Source organism: Aciduricibacillus chroicocephali, from assembly GCF_030762805.1.
Lineage (GTDB): Bacteria > Bacillota > Bacilli > Bacillales > Amphibacillaceae > Aciduricibacillus > Aciduricibacillus chroicocephali.
Genome location: NZ_CP129113.1, coordinates 394,655 through 413,780 on the forward strand (window position 1 = coordinate 394,655; position 19,126 = coordinate 413,780).

A 19,126-nucleotide genomic window follows, 5' to 3' on the forward strand; every position below is an offset into this window, starting at 1 on the left:
ATAATATGTCTAAAGTTATCAGCTCAAGCTTGGGTTACCCGAGAATCGGTGAAATGAGAGAGTGGAAGAGAGCTCTTGAGAATTATTGGAACGGGGAAAGCACACAGGAAGAACTTATTGCAAAGACAGATGAAATCCGTCTAAACAACTTGAAGAAACAAAAGGAATTCGGCCTCGATCTAATTCCTGTTGGCGAATTCTCTCTATATGATCATGTGCTTGATACGTCAGCTACATTCGGTATTGTTCCAGAACGCTACAACTACAAAGGCGGAAAAGTGGACGTTGATACATACTTCGCTATGGCTCGTGGTGTGAAAGATGCAGTTGCATCTGAAATGACAAAGTGGTTCAACACGAACTACCATTACATGGTTCCTGAGCTTGATCATGCTAAGCCTGAACTTGTTGAAAACCGTGCACTTGCTTACTACAAAGAAGCTAAAGAAAAGCTTGGCATTGACGGAAAGCCGGTTATCCTTGGCCCAATCACATACTTGAAACTTTCTAAAGGTTATGAGCCGGAGCAGTTTGCTTCTCTTCTAAACCAGTTCGTACCACTATATGTACAGATTCTTAAAGAACTCGCTGAAGCTGGCGCTACTTGGGTTCAGATTGATGAGCCAATCTTCTCTACAAATGCTTCTAGCGAAGTAATTGAATATGCTAAAGAGGTATACGGAACGTTCAGCAAGGAAGTCCCTGGAATTAAGATTATCTTCCAGACATACTTCGAGCGCTTGTTCAACTACAAAGAAATCACTGAACTTCCGGTTGCGGCGATTGGTATTGACTTCGTTCACGGAAAAGAATCTCTTGCGCAGCTTAAAGAAAATGGCTTCCCGAAAGATAAAGTACTTGCTGCCGGTGTAATTGATGGACGTAATGTATGGCGTGCAGATCTTGATGCGAAATTCGACCTTGTCGAAGCAATTAAGGAACATGTTTCTGAAGACCGTTTGATCATCCAGCCATCATGTTCTGTACTTCATGTACCAGTTTCTAAAAAACCTGAAGAAAAGCTTGATTCTGTTATCCTTGGAGGCCTTTCATTCGCTGATGAAAAACTTCAGGAAATCGTTTCTCTTACAAAAGCTGCAAACGAAGGCAGAGAAGCTGCAAAAGCAGCATTCGAAGATAGCAAAAAAGCTCTTGAAGCTGTAAATGCAAGCCATCGTTCTAATGAAGATGTTAAGAAGAGCACAGCTAACCTTACAGCAGCAGATGCAGAGCGTGCACAACCATTCGCAGAGCGCATCAAAGCACAGGATGAGCGTTTCAACTTGCCGCTTCTTCCTACAACAACGATTGGAAGCTTGCCTCAGACGGCTGTTGTTAAGCAGACTCGTACTAAGTGGCGCAAAGGTGAAATTTCTGACGCACAGTACGAAACATTCGTTAAAGACAACATCAAGAAGTGGGTTGAAATCCAGGAAGAGCTTGATATCGATGTTCTTGTACATGGTGAGTTCGAGCGTAATGACATGGTTGAGTACTTCGGTGAGAAGCTTAAAGGCTTTGGTGTTACACAATACGGCTGGGTTCAGTCTTACGGTTCCCGTTGTGTTAAGCCACCACTAATCTTCGGAGATGTTTATTGGGAAGAGCCAATCACAGTTAAGGAAAGTGTTTATGCACAGTCACTTACGAGCCGCCCAATGAAAGGTATGCTTACTGGTCCTTGCACAATCCTAAACTGGTCATTCGTACATGATAATGCTTCTGAAGCAACAGTCATGAACCAGATCGGTTTGGCAATTCGCAAAGAGATCGAAGCACTTGAAGAAGCGGGAATCAAAATTATCCAGGTTGATGAACCAGCACTTCGTGAAGGTCTTCCACTAGACAAGACTAAGTGGGAAGAGTACCTTGATGCTGCGGCTTACGCGTTCCGCTTGTCTACTGCAACTGTTCAAGCTGACACGCAGATTCATACGCATATGTGCTACTCGAACTTCAAAGATATCTTCGATGCAATCGATGCGCTTGATGCTGATGTAATTTCTATTGAAACTTCACGCAGCCATGGTGAACTCGTTCAGACATTCGAAGATAACACATACACAAAAGAAATCGGTCTTGGTGTTTATGATATCCACAGCCCACGCGTTCCAAGTGTCGGAGAAGTGAAGCACAACATCACACGCGCTTTGAACACAATTTCACCTAAGCAGTTCTGGGTTAACCCTGACTGTGGTCTAAAAACTCGTAAAGAAAAAGAAACAATCGATGCATTGAAAGTAATGGTTCAAGCAGCGAAAGAAGCTCGCGAAGAAGTACTTCAGGAACAGAAATAATAAAAAACCCCCTCGACACGAGGGGGTTTTTTATATTTATGATAGCCAGCTTTTGATTTTTTTTAAGAGTGATTGCTGCTTCGGTGCATTGTTTGTTTCAAGAGCAGGCTCTTTTTCCTGTAAGAAAATATTCTCACGATCAATCGCTTTATCAAGAGTCAGGACAGCACCGATGTCCGTATTCTTTTCTTCGTTTGTTATCGAAGTGAATGGAATATTATTTTTCTTGGCAGCAGCCTTAATATCTTTGAAGTACTGGTGTGCTATTTCTCCATTCAACAGCAATGAGGCATCTGGATGAGCATTCATCTCACGTTCCAATTCAACCAGCCCTTTGCCCTTCATAACTTGTCCAGTCGTAAGTGCAAGCAATATTCGCTCACGCAAGGTGCCGAGGAAGCGATCGCGTTCACCTTGTTTAGGTAATTTCGTTCCATAAATCCCTTCTTTGATATAGTCTTCTGTGCTTTTTCCACTCATCAGTTCCTGCTCCTTTATAATCCGAATTCTCATAATGATCTACTTATATTGTACAATTTTTATTAGCTGTTTTGTAACAAAAGAGATGTCATAGAATTAAATATTTAGAAAAATCCCAACTATACATATTGACTGTTTAATCAAAAAGCTGTATGATTAACGGAACATAGCGAACAACACTACGCGCCTTTATCGTTAAGGGCTGGGAGTGTTGTTTTATCAATCCATTTTAAATTTTTCTAAAAATTTAAAATAAAGAAAGGAGTGCTTACGTATGACCGATCAATGGATCTATCTGGATAACAGATTCGTCAAAAAGGAAGATGCTGTTGTCTCTGTATTCGATCATGGTTTCCTTTACGGAGACGGTGTGTTTGAAGGCATTCGAGTCTATAGCGGAAACATCTTCCGTCTTGACGAGCATTTGGATCGCTTGTATGCATCTGCACATTCCATCATGCTGAATATCCCCTATACTAAGGAGGAGTTTACGCAGATTATTATCGACACCGTTAAGAAAAATAAACTCTACAGCGCGTATATCCGCGTAGTTGTTTCGAGGGGAGCCGGCAACCTCGGACTCGATCCCCGGAATTGCCCGGCACCAAGCGTTATCGTGATTGCGGAAGCACTTTCCATATACGCTGAATCTCTATATGAAAATGGACTAAAAATGGCATCTGTAGCTACAAGAAGAAACCGGGCAGACATTTTAAGCCCGCAGGTCAAGTCACTAAACTATCTGAACAATATTATCGTGAAGCTTGAATCAATCCAGGCTGGGGCAGATGAAGCTTTAATGATGAACTCGGAAGGTTATGTGACGGAAGGTTCTGCAGATAACATTTTTGTTGTCAAAAATGGCAAGATTAAGACACCGCCTGTCTATCTTGGAGCATTGGAAGGTATCACACGCAATGTAATCATTGACCTTGCTAAAGAAAATGGTTATGTCTTGGAAGAGACACCATTTACACGTCATGATGTATATATTGCTGATGAAGTTTTTCTAACTGGTACAGCGGCGGAAGTTATTGCCGTAGTCAATGTAGACCAGCGTGTAATTGGTTCAGGCAAGCCTGGCCCAGTCACAAACAGTCTGCTTAAAGTTTTCAGACAAGTCGTTGAAACCGACGGGGTTAAATGCTATACAGAAAGCGAAATTGCAAAATTAGTCAGATAATTTCGTTTTAATGGATGTCAATATGCGACAAATTATGTATAATGAAAATACAGCGGATTACAATTTATAATCATTATACCCGCTTGGCGATTTTTTATACCGCATAAACCTTTTTATTTTTCATAGGAATTAGTGAAAGTATGAATTAATAATTCTGAAAACATGAATTATTGCAATCATATCTGACTCTTCGAAATAAAGAGTTATTACTATATGAATAATCTTAAAATGATGACGGGAAACGATTTGAAACAAAGACAGGAACAGAGAGTCGGAGATTGCTGAGATTCCGGCGCTGTCTGTTACAAGTCCATCCTCCCTGAGTGCCGGTCTGAAAGGATACGTCCGAATAAGCCTGGCCAGGTGCCTTCGCACCTGTTACCAAAACGAACCCGGTTTATTTATTACCGGTTCATAAGACAGTTACTGCAAGGTTACTGAAAACTTGGGTGGTACCGTGGAACGAGTAAACTCTTTTCGCCCCAAAAATTCCGAATATATTTGAAAGCGCGAGAATTTAGGGGGAGAAGAGGTTTTTTATTTTATTAGCAGAAGCCGAAAGAAATTTAGTTGTGGCTTGCACTATAGAGGCTGACCTACAACAAGGAGGAAGTGAGTGGGAATGGAAATGAAGCGGGAATTGAACGAAGCGAATCAACCTAAGAATGGTGCCGATCTCTTTGTCTGGTCATTGGTTGATGCGGGTGTAGACACGCTCTTCGGATATCCTGGCGGTGCTGTACTACCGATTTATGACGCCTTGTACAGAAATCAGGCTCCATTCAAACATATCCTTTCAAGACATGAGCAGGGCTCCATCCATGCTGCTGAAGGGTATGCGCGTACAACAGGAAAGCCTGGAGTTGTCCTGGCTACGTCCGGACCGGGGGCAACAAACCTGATCACTGGTATTGCAGATGCGATCATGGATTCAATTCCGCTCGTAATCTTCACCGGGCAGGTTGCCCACCAGGTAATTGGAACAGACGCCTTCCAGGAATCGGACATCATGGGGATCACAACACCGATTACTAAATACAATTATCAAGTAGAGAAACTTTCAGATTTGCCTCGTGTAATCAAGGAAGCTTTCTACATTGCTACAACAGGACGTCCAGGTCCGGTATTAATTGATATACCGAAGAATATTTCCGAAGAAATCTCCGGGAAAGAATTCGACAGTGATTTCTATTTACCGGGATATCAGCCAACGACTAAGCCAAATCCTTTGCAAATTGTCAAATTGGCCGATGCACTTTCAAAGTCTAAGAGACCAATTGTTCTTACCGGTGCAGGAATTCAATTTGCGGGAGCATCAGAAGAGCTTCGTCAATTCGTTCGGAAATACAATTTGCCTGTGACGAGCACATTACATGGTCTAGGAGTATTCCCTGGAACAGATGAACAGTTCCTTGGCATGGCCGGAATGCATGGCACATATACTGCCAATATGGCTCATTATGAGTGTGATTTGCTTATTAATATCGGAGCAAGATTCGATGACAGATTAACAGGCAAGCTCGAACACTTTGCGCCAAACGCTAGAATTGCTCACATCGACATCGATCCTGCTGAAATTGGCAAGGTTATACCGACTGAGATTCCAGTCGTGGCTGATGCCAAAGAAGCGCTTAACGCTCTGATTGGCAGCAATATCAGCATGCCGGATCATGGAGAATGGATTGATAAGCTCCAGAAATCCAAAGAGGAATATCCACTTTGGTATAACCGTTCAGACGAGGCAATCTCACCGCAGTGGATGGTTGAACAAGTTTACAAAGCATCCAAAGGAAACGCGATCGTAACTACTGATGTAGGTCAACATCAAATGTGGGCTGCTCAGTTCTATAAGTTCGACGAACCGAATCGCTGGGCTACTTCCGGAGGATTAGGCACAATGGGCTTTGGCTTCCCGGCAGCAATCGGAGCACAGCTTGGAGCACCTGAGGAGCTTGTAGTTTCAATTGTAGGAGATGCAGGGTTCCAGATGACTTTGCAGGAACTTGCTGTTGCGCATGAACGCAATCTTCGAGTGAAAGTCATCATCTTAAACAATTCGGCATTGGGAATGGTTCGCCAATGGCAGGAAAGTTTCTATGATGAACGTTATTCAGAGTCCCTGCTCACTGTAAATCCCGACTTCGTCAAGCTTGCTGAGAGCTATGGAGTTCGCGGAGTAAGAGTAGAGAAGGAATCTGAAGTCCCTGCGCTCCTTGAAGATATCTTTGCTTATGATGGTCCGGTCGTCGTTGATGCTCGAGTTGTTCAAAAGGAATGTGTCTACCCTATGATCGCTCCAGGTAAGGGAATTCATGAAATGATTGGAGTGAAGCAGCCGTGAAGCGCATCATAACAGCTACTGTACAGGATCGTGCCGGTGTTCTGAACCGAATTACCGGCATGCTGTACAAGCGCCAATTCAACATTGAAAGCATTTCTGTTGGAAGTTCTGAAACTGAAGGCGTTTCTAAAATGACATTCGTCGTTGATGTCGGTGACCATCAGAAGCTGGAACAGCTGACGAAGCAGCTTAACAAACAAATTGATGTCCTAAAAGTTTCAGATATTACGGATAAAGCCATGGTTGCAAGAGAGTTGGCACTTGTCAAAGTGAACAGCAGCAGCCAGGCACGTACTGAAATTCAGGGAGTCATTGCTCCGTTCCGAGCTTCCGTCATTGATGTAAGCAAAGACAGCATGACAATTCAGATTACCGGGAAACCGGACAAGGTCGAAGCGATGATTACACTCCTCCGTCCTTATGGTATTAAAGAGCTTACGAGAACAGGTGTGACTGCTTTCTTGAGAGGACAGCAGCCTGGCAATGTTACTGAGATAAATTCTTTATCTATATAAAAAACACATTCTGAGAGGAAGATTAAAATGGCTAAATTGCTATATGAAAATGAAATCAACACGCAGGTATTGGAAGGTAAGAAAATTGCAGTAATCGGTTATGGTTCACAGGGTCACGCTCATTCATTGAACCTTCGTGAAAGTGGTTTTGATGTTGTCATCGGAAACCGTGAAGGAAAATCTTTCAATCAGGCAAAGGAAGATGGCTTTGCTGTTTATCCAGTTGCAGAAGCAGTTAAACAGGCAGATCTCGTTATGATTCTTCTTCCGGACGAGTTGCAGCAGTCTGTATTCGAAGAAAGCATCAGACCGAACCTTAAGGATGGAGCTGCACTTGCTTTCGCACACGGCTTTAACGTTCATTATGGACAAATCCAGCCACCATCAAACGTTGATGTGTTCCTTGCAGCACCAAAAGGACCAGGTCACCTTGTTCGCCGTACTTATCAGGAAGGCGCTGGCGTACCTGGACTTTATGGCATCTACCAGGACTACACTGGAAAAGCTCGTGAAATTGCACTTGCTTATACAGCTGGTATCGGTTCAGCTCGTGGCGGTGTACTCGAAACTTCATTCCAAGAAGAAACAGAAACAGATTTGTTCGGTGAGCAAGCAGTACTTTGCGGTGGCGCAACTGCTCTCGTAAAAGCAGGATTTGAAACATTGGTTGAAGCTGGATACCAGCCGGAACTTGCATATTTCGAGTGCTTGCATGAGCTTAAGCTGATCGTTGACTTGATGTATGAAGGCGGACTTGAGAACATGCGTTACTCAATCTCTGATACAGCTGAGTGGGGAGATTTCGTATCTGGTCCACGTGTTGTTAACGACGAAACAAAAGCTCGCATGAAAGAAGTGCTTAAAGATATTCAGACTGGTGAATTCGCAAAAGGCTGGATTCTTGAAAACCAGGCTAACCGTCCGAAGTACACAGCAATCAAGAATGCTGAGAACAACCACCTGATTGAAAAAGTCGGAAGGGAGCTCCGTTCACTAATGCCTTTTGTAAAGAACCCAATCCAATCTGAACAAAAGGACGTGAAGGTTAATGTCACGAATTAAGATCTTTGATACGACTTTGAGAGATGGAGAACAGTCTCCTGGAGTCAATTTGAACCAGCTTGAAAAGCTGGAAATCGCCAGACAGCTCGAACGTTTTGGAGCTGACCGGATTGAGGCGGGTTTTCCCGCCTCATCCAAAGGCGATTTCAATGCTGTTAAGGCAATTGCTGATACAGTAAGAGGAACTTCTGTAACAGGACTTGCACGTTCAGTCAAATCTGATATTGATACGTCCTGGGAAGCTTTGAAAGGTGCTGAAGAACCTTGCTTGCACGTGTTCATTGCCACTTCTCCAATCCATATGAAATACAAGCTTAAGAAGACGGCACAAGAAGTTGTCGATACTGCGGTAAGCATGGTTTCATATGCCAAGCAACGTTTTCCTCAAATAGAATGGTCAGCAGAGGATGCTTCACGCTCAGACCGTGAATTCCTTGCCTATATTATCGAGAAGGTAATTGATGCCGGAGCAACTGTCATCAATTTGCCGGACACTGTGGGCTATTCGACACCTCAGGAATTTGGCTCTCTATTCAAATATATTAAAGAGACGGTTCCGAATATTGATCGTGTTGATCTTTCATGCCACTGTCATAACGACCTTGGAATGGCTGTTGCCAACTCTCTTGCAGCAGTTGAGAATGGTGCTACACAGGTTGAGGGAACAATCAATGGAATAGGCGAGCGTGCGGGGAATGCTGCACTGGAAGAAGTTGCAGTAGCTCTCAAAATCCGGTCCGATTTCTACCCTTACGAAACTGGTATCAAACTCGATGAAATCAAACGCACGAGTGACCTCGTTTCCAAGCTTACAGGTATGTATGTTCAGGCCAACAAAGCAATCATTGGACGCAATGCATTTGCGCATGAATCCGGTATTCACCAGGATGGCGTGCTCAAACATGCAGAAACATACGAAATCATTACGCCGGCAATGGTCGGGGTAACATCGAATACACTTTTCCTTGGAAAGCATTCCGGACGCCATGCGTTCAAAGATAAGGTGAAGGACCTTGGCTATGATCTTTCTGAAGAAAAATTGAAGGAAGCGTTTGATCTATTCAAACAGCTTACAGATCGTAAAAAAGAAGTTACAGATGAGGATCTCTTCTCAATCCTTACAGAAGTTCAGACAGAAACAACAACTGTTGGAAAGTATAAACTTGAAGTATTCCAAGTTCATTACGACACAGAGAATACACCTTCAGCAACTGTCAGAATATGTGATCCGAATGGCGTTAGCCATGAAGCTACAGCTTCTGCGAAAGGCAGTGTTGAAGCAGTCTATCAGACGTTGGAGAATCTGATTTCTGAAGATGTCAAACTAGTAGACTACCAGTTGAACTCTGTTGGGAGAGGCAAGGATGCTCTAGCAGAATCCCATGTTCAGCTAATTGTTAACGATGAACAAGTAAATGGCAGGGGCTCTGCCCAGGATGTACTGGCAGCTTCAGCTAATGCTTATCTGAATGCTGTCAACCGTTATATCGTTCAACAAACAGCAAAGAAACAATCCGCCAAATAATATGAAAAAGGAGGGGAGTATAATGACAAAGAAAATTGTATTGCTCCCAGGAGATGGAATCGGTCGGGAAATTATGGGGTCGGCCAAAGCTGTACTGGAAACAGTCGCAGAAAAGTTCGGTCATGAGTTTGAATTTGAGACACATGCAATCGGAGGCGATGCTTACGACAGATTGGGTGAACCGCTGCCGGAAGAAACGGTCCAGGCCTGCGAAGGTGCGGACGCAATTCTGCTCGGTGCCGTCGGAGGACATAAATGGGACTCCCTTCCAAAACATTTGCGACCGGAACAAGGATTGCTTGGAATTCGTAAAAAACTTGGCCTGTTTGCCAATTTACGCCCGATTAAAGGATTCAAACCACTGCTCCATGCTTCACCTTTGAAAGAGGAAATCGTAGCAGGCAGTGATATTTTAATCATTAGGGAGCTGACTGGCGGTCTTTATTTCGGTAAACCGAGCGAACGCCGTGACAATGGCAACGTTGTTGTTGATACTCTGTATTATGAGCGTCACGAGATTGAACGCATCGTGGAACAGGCATTCAATTCCGCAATGCTTCGCAACAAGCATCTTGTTTCCGTTGATAAAGCAAATGTTCTTGAATCAAGCAGAATGTGGCGAGAGATTGTTGATGAGAAGAGCAAAGACTACCCAGAAGTGACTGTTGAGCATTTACTTGTTGATGCGGTAGCAATGAAGCTGATAACTGAACCGAAAAAATTCGATTGCATCGTTACAGAGAACCTCTTTGGTGACATCCTTAGTGATGAAGCATCAGTCCTCACTGGTTCATTGGGTATGCTTCCATCAGCTAGCTTGTCTGATAAAGTAGGCCTTTACGAGCCGGTACACGGATCAGCTCCTGACATAGCCGGTAAAGGAATTGCCAATCCAATGGGGATGATTCTCTCTGCGGCGATGATGCTGCGCTACTCTTTTGAACTTAAAGAAGAAGCGGAAGCTATTGAACAGGCAGTAAATGCTACTTTGGAACAGGGTTATCATACAGCAGACTTGCAGATTAAGGATGGCAAGAAAGTAGGAACAGAGGAAGTTACACAGGTGATTATTGATCAACTGAATGTAAAAATTACTTCATGAAAAGCGGAGGTGTCATGAAATGGTAAAACCAAAAACAGTCATTGAGAAGATTTGGGAAAAACATGTCGTGCATAAAGAAGGCGATCAGAATCTATTGTATATTGATTTGCATTTGGTTCATGAAGTGACGTCGCCGCAGGCTTTTGAAGGTTTGCGCCTGAATAATCGCAAAGTACGTCGTACAGATTTGACCTTTGCGACGATGGATCATAATGTGCCGACTTATAAGAGACATGAAGTAAGAGATGCGACATCAAAAAAACAGATGGATACATTGCAGCAAAACTGTCAGGAATTTGGTGTTTCTCTTGCTGATATGTACCATCCGGACCAGGGAATTGTACACGTAATCGGACCTGAGCTTGGATTGACACAACCGGGCAAAACAATTGTTTGTGGTGATAGTCATACTTCTACTCACGGTGCTTTCGGGGCTCTTGGTTTTGGGATTGGTACTTCCGAAGTGGAACATGTTTTGGCGACGCAGACTGTATGGCAAGGTACTCCAAAAACATTGAACTTGAAGGTTGTTGGTGATCTGCGCCCTGGTATTACGGCAAAAGATTTGATGCTAGCAATCATCGCTAAATTCGGTGTTGGTTTTGGAACAGGATATATTGTTGAATATACAGGAAAGGCAATCCATGATTTGCCGATGGAAGGCCGAATGACAATTTGTAATATGTCCATTGAAGCAGGTGCACGTGCGGGCTTGATTAGCCCGGATGAGACAACTGTGGAATTCCTTCGCGGACGCCGCCACGTTCCTCAAAAAACAGCTGACTTTGAAAAGGCAGCAGCTGAGTGGCTTTCCCTTGCCACTGATGAAGGGGCAGAATATGATGAGACTCTTGTCATTAATGCAGCAGAAGTTGAACCACAAGTTACATGGGGTACAAACCCGGCTATGTGTGTTCCCGTAAGTGGATGCACACCTCGTCTTGAGGATGTAAATTACGATCCAAACGTTAAACGTGCCTTGGAATATATGGGTCTTGAAGAAGGTCAGCCTATTGAGTCTATCGAAGTTGATCATATTTTCATTGGATCATGCACGAACTCACGTGTACGCGATTTGAGAAATGCAGCTGAAATTGTAAAGGGTAAGAAACTTCACTCAAACATCAAGAAGGCAATCGTTGTACCAGGCTCGTTCACAGTTAAGATGCAGGCTGAAAAAGAAGGACTTGACCAAATTTTCATCGATGCAGGTTTTGAATGGCGCAATTCTGGATGCAGTGCTTGCCTTGGAATGAATGATGACGTTATTCCGTCAGGCGGACGCTGTGCTTCCACTTCCAACCGTAACTTCGAAGGCAGACAGGGAAATGGAGCACGTACACACTTGGTTAGTCCAGAAATGGCTGCTGCAGCAGCAATTCATGGTCATTTCATCGATGTACGCCAGTTAACAGGCATTCTTAACTAAAGGAGGACCAGACATGGAAGCCATACAGAAACATGAGGGGCTTGTTTACCCACTTAATCGGACGAATATTGACACGGACCAGATCATCCCTAAGCAGTTTTTGAAACGGATTGAACGTACTGGGTTTGGGGAATTCGTTTTCTACAATTGGCGATTCGATGATGACGGTAATATCCGAGAAGACTTTGATATGAATCACGAGAAGTATAAAGGTGCTTCCGTTCTCATTACAGGTGAGAACTTTGGTTGCGGTTCTTCTCGTGAACACGCACCATGGGCATTGCTTGATTACGGATTTAAAGTAATCATCGCGCCAAGCTTTGCAGATATTTTCTATAATAATGCAATGAAGAACGGCATCATTCTTATCAAGATGGATGAAGGTTTCTTGAAAGACTGGATGGATCGCGCTGAAGAAGGTGAACTCCGTCTCTTCGTTGATTTGGAAAAACAGATCATTGTTGATGAATCTGAGAACAAACGCATTTCCTTTGATATTCCTGCTCACCATAAAGAAAAGCTTCTGAATGGCTGGGATGATATCGCAATTACCATGCAGCTAGATGATAAAATTGCTGCTTATGAAAAAGCGACCGGCAAATGATAAATACAACTGGAGCAACACTACTTGAGGAGCGTGAAACCATTGGGGATTGCCTGACTGGAGAAAAAGTCCATGTGGCATTGGAGCGTTTGACACCAATAGTGCACAGGACACCATTAATTACGTCGACTACTACAAATAACATAGTCGGCAAACATGTTTATTTTAAAATGGAAAATCAGCAAAAGACGGGTGCTTTTAAGTTCAGAGGCGCCAGCTTCAAGTTAATGCAGCTGACACCAGAGCAATTAAAAAGAGGCGTTATTACTGCTTCTGCGGGCAACCATGCTCAAGGTGTTGCACATGCAGCAGCAAAGCTCGGCGTAAATGCAACGATTTTTATGTCAGAGAGTACACCGATTGCTAAGATAGAAGCAACTCGTAACTATGGCGCAAATGTAGTCCTAACAGGGGAAACCTTCCAAGAAGCACTGGAAGCTTCATTGCAACGCCAGAAGGAAACAGGAGCTGTCTATGTCCATCCATTTGATGACTATGATATTATGGCCGGTCAAGGTACAATCGCGATGGAAATGCTAAAGCAGGAAGATCGCATTGATACAATTCTTGTTCCAATCGGTGGTGGCGGACTGATTAGCGGCATCGCTGTTGCAGCGAAGTATGTAAACCGGAACATTCGCATCATTGGTGTGCAATCAGCGAATGCGAATGCAATTTATAAAAGTTTTCATAGTAATATCGTCCAATCGACTGATACATGTCAGACGATTGCTGAAGGAATTGCTGTAAAAACACCGGGAACACTGACATTGCCTGTCATTCGCAAATATGTCGATGATATCATCACCGTAACAGATGAGGAGATTGCTTCTGCAATCCTTTATATGCTAGAACGGAACAAGACACTTATGGAAGGTGCGGGAGCCGCAACACTTGCTGCACTCTTTGCTTATAGCAAAGAGATCAAATCGCGCCATTGTGGATTGGTCGTAAGTGGTGGTAACATGGATATCGGAGCGATGCCGATGATCCAGCAACTCGCTCAGAAGAAAAACTTTCCCGCTTGATTAAAAGCAAAGAGAATATTGTATCAAATTTAAACAAGCATAATGGAGTTAAGATAAACTCCATTATGCTTGTTTTTTGGCTTTAAAGATAGAAGGGAGAGTGGTTGAGAATCTGGTTGTGTATTGCTCTGCATAAAGCCTGACAAGGCCCATGACTCATTATATGTCATTAACTCGTTATTCATTTATAAAAGGGATATATAAGACAAGCGGTGGCGCTAAGAGAAATCCATCTGGTAGGTCGCCAAGCAGGTATGTTTAATTTTAAGCTGATTCACAGAAATTCAAGGTTACGGCACTTCTTTCGAATATACTATAACCGTTTTGTTCGTTAATGGTTTCAACCTTAAAGTAGCAGGCACTCTCATACGTACAGGAAACTCTTGGATAAAAAAGAGCCGCAAGTCTAACATGTAATCGTTAGACTTGCGGCTCTTAAACTTTGTTTCTTATTCGCGATTCTCTACAGCCTGTTTCCCATAAATATATTTCGTATGGTCGATCGGTTTCCAATCGTTATTTGGCTTGTAGAAACGCAGCAAATCACCATAAAGTACTTTGTCTGAAAGATCAAGTTCATGGTGAGCTGTTTCTTTCATTTTAAGCATTTCTTCAGTCGGCTCACTGATTTTCTCGCCAGTTTGGTTGTCATAGAAGACATCTTTTACATAGCTGTATTTAGGCGTATAGAAGTTTCCATTACGCATTGGTACGAAGTCTTTATGGTCCTTGGAGAAGAGATCTGTACCGAATTGAATATAGTCTTTTGCTTTAATTCCTTGCAAGTGGAGCAATGTTGGTACTACGTCCATTTGTCCACTGTACTCATGTACAGTACCTTTGCCTTTAACACCAGGAACCTTAATCATGAGTGGTACACGCTGTAACTGAGCTTGTTTGAAGTTCGTAATTTCTTCTCCAAGAAGCTCTGACATTGCACGCTTATGATTGTCGGAGATGCCATAATGGTCACCGTACAACATAATAACTGAGTCATCATACAATCCGGCTTCTTTTAGATCTTTGAAGAACTGTTCTAACGATTCATCCATGTAACGTGCAGTCTGGAAGTAGCGGTCAACAGAAGGGTCGCCAGTTTCAGCCGGGTCAATTGTTGCTTCCTTCTCATCAATGAGATAAGGATGGTGGTTTGTCAAGGTGATCAAGTGAGAATAGAATGGTTTCTTCATTGACTTCAGTAAAGGAACGGATTCTTCGAAAAATGGCTTATCTTTCAAACCATAGTTGATTACCTTGTCTTCACTCATGTCATAGTAGGAAGAATCATAGAATTCGTCAATACCTAGACGTTTGTAGACTTCATCACGATTCCAGAATGATTTGTTGTCACCATGGAAGACGGCACTTGTGTAATTGCCTTTTTCATGAAGAATTGCAGGCAATGATTGGTACGTGTTATTACCTTTTGTTACAAAAGCTGCCCCTTGCGGAAGACCATAAAGCGAGTTATCCATAATGAATTCCGCATCAGCTGTTTTACCTTGCTCGGTTTGGTGGAAGAAGTTATCAAAGTATGTGAAATTCTGCTTTTTGTCATGAACAAGAGAGTTCAGGAACGGTGTTACTTCTTCACCATGGAGTTTGTAGTCGATCAGGAACGTTTGGAAGGACTCCAAATGAATCTTGATGATGTTTTTACCCTTAGCTTTCCCGAAGTATTCGGCGGTTGGTTCGGCGTACTTATTCTTTGTATAGTTTTCAACTTCAGTAATGTCGCTTGAATCGGCAAGAACACGCTGTGTTGAAGTTTTTAGGTTTTGAATGCCATCATAAATGGCAAAGTTATAAGCACCAAGATATTTCACGATATAGTTACGGTCGAAAGTTCTTTTAAGCAATTGCGGACGATCAATCTCAGCCAAGCTCAAGTTGACGGTAAAGGCGATAGCACCAGTTGTCAAGAGCAAGAGCGGCTTGCGGAACTGAACACGGTCTGGAGACCATGCTTTATGTGTGCGTACAAACAATGTAATTAAAATTACAAGGTCCAGCACATACAATAGATCGTGCCATTGAAGCAAGTCTGCGATACTGCCCCCAAGACTTCCGAAGTTGCTTGTCTGTGTCAATGTTGGCAATGTGATGAAATCGGAGTTGAACCGATAGAAGACAACGTTGGCATAGAGCAAGAAGCCCATGAACGCTTCGATGACAATAATCCAGATTCCCGCGCGTTTTCCTTTTGCAAAAAAGGCAAGGCCCAGGAAAATTAGCGCAGAACTCAGCGGGTTAAAGAATAGCAGAAATTGCTGCATGCCATTCTTAATGTCGAGATTAAACTCGAACAAATAGATGAAGTACGATTTAAGCCAAAGCAAAACGACTGCTACAGCAAAGAACCCCATCTTGGAAGAAAGCATTTTCTTCATGTTATTCACCTCGTTATATTACTAAAACAATTCGTACGCTAAGAACTGATTTTACCTAATTTCGTGAAGTTATGCAAGTAGTATAGGTAATAGTTGTAAAAATATGGCATGTACAATTTCTTTTATCAACAGGGACATAACATAAATCTATGCACGAGGTGGAAGGTTCATTCTAAAAAAACAGCTGCCGGTATTTTCTCCGGCAGCTGTTTTGTTTTTAATGAGTAGTTGTTTGAATCGGAGCGAAACCGCTCATCATGTTCTGCATGTCTTCATCCTTGAGTTGCGGAACTTGGTAATAGCCTTTTTTGTTGGAGTAGAGGAAGACTTCATAAGCTTCTTCAATAAGGTTCGGAACACTGTCTGCGAATACGCGTCGCATTACAGGGTTTGTCGCTTCTAGAGCAGCCATTGTACAGCATGAAGCAGCTGTTTTCAGGTTGCCAAGTACGAACCCAGCAATGCATTTATCGCTAATATCCTGTACAGAAGCAGCAGGAGGTTTCGGCTGTGCTGGTTTAGTGCCATAAATTGTCAAGTTATTTGTGCCTTGATCCATATTATATACCTGTGTGGATACGGATGGCTTCTGACCAGTTTTTAGTGTTTCAATCATCGTGTTGTACAATTGCGAGTTAAACGCTTTTTGGCGCTGCATGATCCCTTTCAATTCAGGGTCTTGTACATGCTGTTCATACATCAAGCACTGTTCTAAACCGCCTGCAATCGTTCTTATCGCTTCATGGGCATCAAACATCTCATGGCCTGCATGCATGAATTGGTTTGGAACTTGATGAGAAGTTGTCATGTTTTGCTGTTGGTTCTGGTTTTGGTTAAGCATATGGGCACATCCTCCTTGGAATTGTTCATCACTATTGTGGACAAAGGAAAGGTGAATATGCGATTTGTTTTGCTGGTAATTATTTTCTTATTTTATTTGAAGGCAAAAATACGACGATTGAGAAGAGAAGAAAACTTAGCAACATAATAGAACCGCCGACAATGAATATGACGGTTACAACCCCTTTTGTCATCTCAAAGGGATTTAAATAATACATCCACATGCCTGCAGTAAGTCCGATAGCACCTATGATGGCAGTTAAAGTATGTAGAAGTGCAAGAAAATTTGTCCTTGTGAAGAAAACTTTGTAGTAAACGGACCAAGCGAATAATGAAAGCCAGCCAACAACGAGTATATGAGCATGTATTGTTTTGAATTGGTAACCACCAGATCCAGCCATATGCGATCCAATGAACGCACCAATAAGCGCAAAAAGTGCAGAGAAACGGACTAAGTATAGAGAATAGCGATTTTCCATTATAATTCCTCCAATTATTTTATTTATATCGTATGTAAGATATATGAACAGAAGATGAATGATTTGTAACATATTTGAAATGGATTTATTCCGATTGGTAAAACTGGTTTTATTTTGATGGGAGCGGGAAGACACGAATAGTAGCTCGCTGCAAGATATTGAAAAAAATTACATCTATTTGGAGGGAGAATGGTATGGCAACAGAGCAAACTGGAAGCAGAAGACGTAACAAACCTGAAGACCCTAGGTACGGAAGCCCTTTCACCGCTCGAAAGGCTGCTGTCGCATCTCCTAACGGCATGGCGTCCATGGCCGGTTATAACGTTTTGCGAAAAGGAGGCAATGCAATAGATGCAATGGTTGCTGTCAATGCGGCGCTGGGTGTTGTATTTCCTCATATGACCGGAGCGGGTGGTGATGCATTCTGGCTTGTTTATGATGCAAAGACGAAAAAACGCTATGCCCTCAATGCGAGTGGGCACTCTGCAGCAAATGTGAGCGTAGATGATTACAAAGGACAAGACAGTATTGATTCAAGAGGAGCAAGAGCGGCTATAACTGTGCCAGGAGCAATAGATGGCTGGTGTCAGGCAAATAAGCGTTTTGGTAAGATTTCTCTTAAAGAATGCCTGGAGCCGGCGATTGAACTTGCTAATAAAGGCTTTCCAGTCAGTCGATCACTTGCTAAGTTCTCCGAAAACAGACTGAACTTGCTACGTCAATATGAAACAACTGCAGAAACGTTTCTAAAAGATGGCATTGCACCTTATATGGAAAACGAATTTATGAAAAATGAAAAGCTCGGAAAAACACTTGAAGACATTGCAAATGGTGGAAGGGATGCTTTTTATAAAGGTCCGATCGCTGATAAGATTTGCGAATTCCTAAAGAGTCAGGGAGGTTTTCTTGATAAGAAAGACTTTGAAAGTCATGAATCAAATTGGGTCGACCCTGTAGAAGTCGAATATAGAGGACGGACAGTGATTGCACCCCCACCAAACTCCGATGGAATGGCGACATTGCAAATACTCGGAATGCTTGAGAACTTCGATCCTTCAGATTGGAGCGACAATCAAGCCTCATTTATTGATATTTTTACTCGGGCTACTGATTTCGCATTTCAGGACCGTAATCATTACCTGGACGATCCGAAATTTAACACAGTACCTACGGATGAGTTGCTCAGTAAAGAGTATTTGGCACAACGGGCAAAAAGGATTGCTGATAAGACTGTAGGGGCTCCGGAAGTTGGAATGGCGAAAAAGGGGGACACGACATTCAGTTGTGCAGTCGATGAAGAAGGAAATGCTGTAGCGGTTATTCAGAGCCTTTATTGGGAATGGGGATCAGGCCTTGTTGCTGGTGACACTGGACTTCTTCTGCAAAATCGTGGAGCCTATTTTTCTTTGAATCCAGAAAGTCGTGATGAATTGAAGCCGAATAAGCGCCCAGCTCATACATTGACTTGTTCAATGGTGTTCAAGGATGACAAGCCTGAGCTCATTGTGGGAGCAATGGGCGGTGATGGCGAACCGCAGACTCAGGCAACAATCATTTCGCGTGTGGTTGATCAGGGATATAATGTACAGCTGGCAATGGACGAACCGCGCTGGCTTCTAGGCCGATCATGGGGTTCGCCTTATAAAGGATTAAGACTTGAAGGCAGGTACAGTGAAGAACTTGTCCAAGAACTTGAGAATCTTGGTCATATCAACGTTAGCCTTGTTGAAAATTACTCGGACCTCTGTGGTCACGCACAAGCAATCCAGATTTTTGATGACCGTCTTGAAGCTGCAGCAGATCCACGAGCAGGCGGCCTTGCTATTGGCTATTAAGTTTATACAGATAGGA

General features: G+C 42.9%; 15 protein-coding genes. 11 read left to right on the forward strand and 4 right to left on the reverse strand.

The annotated features are described in order from the left end of the window. Window positions 1-5 precede the first annotated feature (5 nt). Window positions 6-2,297: a 5-methyltetrahydropteroyltriglutamate--homocysteine S-methyltransferase gene (metE, locus tag QR721_RS02105; RefSeq protein ID WP_348028709.1), complete on the forward strand. Its 2,292-nt coding sequence runs from the start codon at window positions 6-8 to the stop codon at window positions 2,295-2,297. A 36-nt stretch (window positions 2,298-2,333) separates the two neighbouring features. Here the strand turns inward: metE and QR721_RS02110 are convergent, their stop codons facing one another. Further along, window positions 2,334-2,777 (reverse strand): YueI family protein, encoded by a 444-nt coding sequence (locus QR721_RS02110; RefSeq protein ID WP_348028711.1) that lies wholly within the window; start codon window positions 2,775-2,777, stop codon window positions 2,334-2,336. 274 nt (window positions 2,778-3,051) lie between these two features. Here QR721_RS02110 and ilvE point away from each other — a divergent pair, with 274 nt between their 5' ends. The 9 genes from ilvE (at window position 3,052) to ilvA (ending at window position 13,566) form a co-directional block, all read left to right on the forward strand. After that, window positions 3,052-3,960 carry a branched-chain-amino-acid transaminase gene (gene ilvE, locus QR721_RS02115; RefSeq protein ID WP_348028713.1) on the forward strand — a complete coding sequence of 303 codons (909 nt, stop codon included), beginning with the start codon at window positions 3,052-3,054 and terminating at the stop codon, window positions 3,958-3,960. Window positions 3,961-4,582: 622 nt separating this feature from the next. Beyond that, window positions 4,583-6,301, forward strand: coding sequence for a biosynthetic-type acetolactate synthase large subunit (gene ilvB, locus QR721_RS02120; protein ID WP_431189528.1), 1,719 nt, complete (start codon window positions 4,583-4,585; stop codon window positions 6,299-6,301). Next, on the forward strand, window positions 6,298-6,816 hold the full coding sequence (ilvN, locus tag QR721_RS02125) for an acetolactate synthase small subunit (protein WP_348028715.1): 519 nt from the start codon (window positions 6,298-6,300) through the stop codon (window positions 6,814-6,816). The genes ilvB and ilvN overlap by 4 nt, the downstream gene beginning before the upstream one ends. A 27-nt stretch (window positions 6,817-6,843) precedes the next feature. Continuing rightward, window positions 6,844-7,878 (forward strand): ketol-acid reductoisomerase, encoded by a 1,035-nt coding sequence (ilvC, locus tag QR721_RS02130; protein ID WP_348028717.1) that lies wholly within the window; start codon window positions 6,844-6,846, stop codon window positions 7,876-7,878. Further along, on the forward strand, window positions 7,865-9,403 hold the full coding sequence (locus QR721_RS02135; RefSeq protein ID WP_348028719.1) for a 2-isopropylmalate synthase: 1,539 nt from the start codon (window positions 7,865-7,867) through the stop codon (window positions 9,401-9,403). The genes ilvC and QR721_RS02135 overlap by 14 nt, the downstream gene beginning before the upstream one ends. 22 nt (window positions 9,404-9,425) lie before the next feature. Then, window positions 9,426-10,505 carry a 3-isopropylmalate dehydrogenase gene (gene leuB / locus QR721_RS02140; protein WP_348028721.1) on the forward strand — a complete coding sequence of 360 codons (1,080 nt, stop codon included), beginning with the start codon at window positions 9,426-9,428 and terminating at the stop codon, window positions 10,503-10,505. 19 nt (window positions 10,506-10,524) lie between these two features. Next, complete coding sequence (gene leuC / locus QR721_RS02145) at window positions 10,525-11,934, forward strand: 3-isopropylmalate dehydratase large subunit (RefSeq protein ID WP_348028723.1); 1,410 nt, start codon at window positions 10,525-10,527, stop codon at window positions 11,932-11,934. Between the two features lie 13 nt (window positions 11,935-11,947). Then, complete coding sequence (leuD, locus tag QR721_RS02150; RefSeq protein WP_348028727.1) at window positions 11,948-12,538, forward strand: 3-isopropylmalate dehydratase small subunit; 591 nt, start codon at window positions 11,948-11,950, stop codon at window positions 12,536-12,538. Continuing rightward, entirely contained in the window at window positions 12,535-13,566 is a 1,032-nt protein-coding gene (ilvA, locus tag QR721_RS02155; protein ID WP_348028730.1) for a threonine ammonia-lyase, read from the forward strand. The genes leuD and ilvA overlap by 4 nt, the downstream gene beginning before the upstream one ends. Window positions 13,567-14,015: 449 nt before the next feature. Here ilvA and ltaS read toward each other — a convergent pair whose 3' ends face one another. From ltaS to QR721_RS02170, 3 genes are all read right to left on the reverse strand, one after another. Next, window positions 14,016-15,956 carry a lipoteichoic acid synthase gene (gene ltaS, locus QR721_RS02160; RefSeq protein ID WP_348028732.1) on the reverse strand — a complete coding sequence of 647 codons (1,941 nt, stop codon included), beginning with the start codon at window positions 15,954-15,956 and terminating at the stop codon, window positions 14,016-14,018. Window positions 15,957-16,173: 217 nt separating this feature from the next. Beyond that, entirely contained in the window at window positions 16,174-16,797 is a 624-nt protein-coding gene (locus QR721_RS02165) for a spore coat protein (RefSeq protein WP_348028734.1), read from the reverse strand. Between the two features lie 79 nt (window positions 16,798-16,876). Continuing rightward, the gene (locus QR721_RS02170; RefSeq protein WP_348028736.1) at window positions 16,877-17,275 is read right to left on the reverse strand and encodes a hypothetical protein; all 399 of its coding nucleotides are present in this window, start codon (window positions 17,273-17,275) and stop codon (window positions 16,877-16,879) included. 194 nt (window positions 17,276-17,469) lie between these two features. Between QR721_RS02170 and ggt the strand changes: the two genes are divergently transcribed. Continuing rightward, window positions 17,470-19,110, forward strand: a complete 1,641-nt coding sequence (gene ggt, locus QR721_RS02175) for a gamma-glutamyltransferase (protein WP_348028738.1) — start codon at window positions 17,470-17,472, stop codon at window positions 19,108-19,110. The last annotated feature ends 16 nt before the right edge of the window (window positions 19,111-19,126 follow it).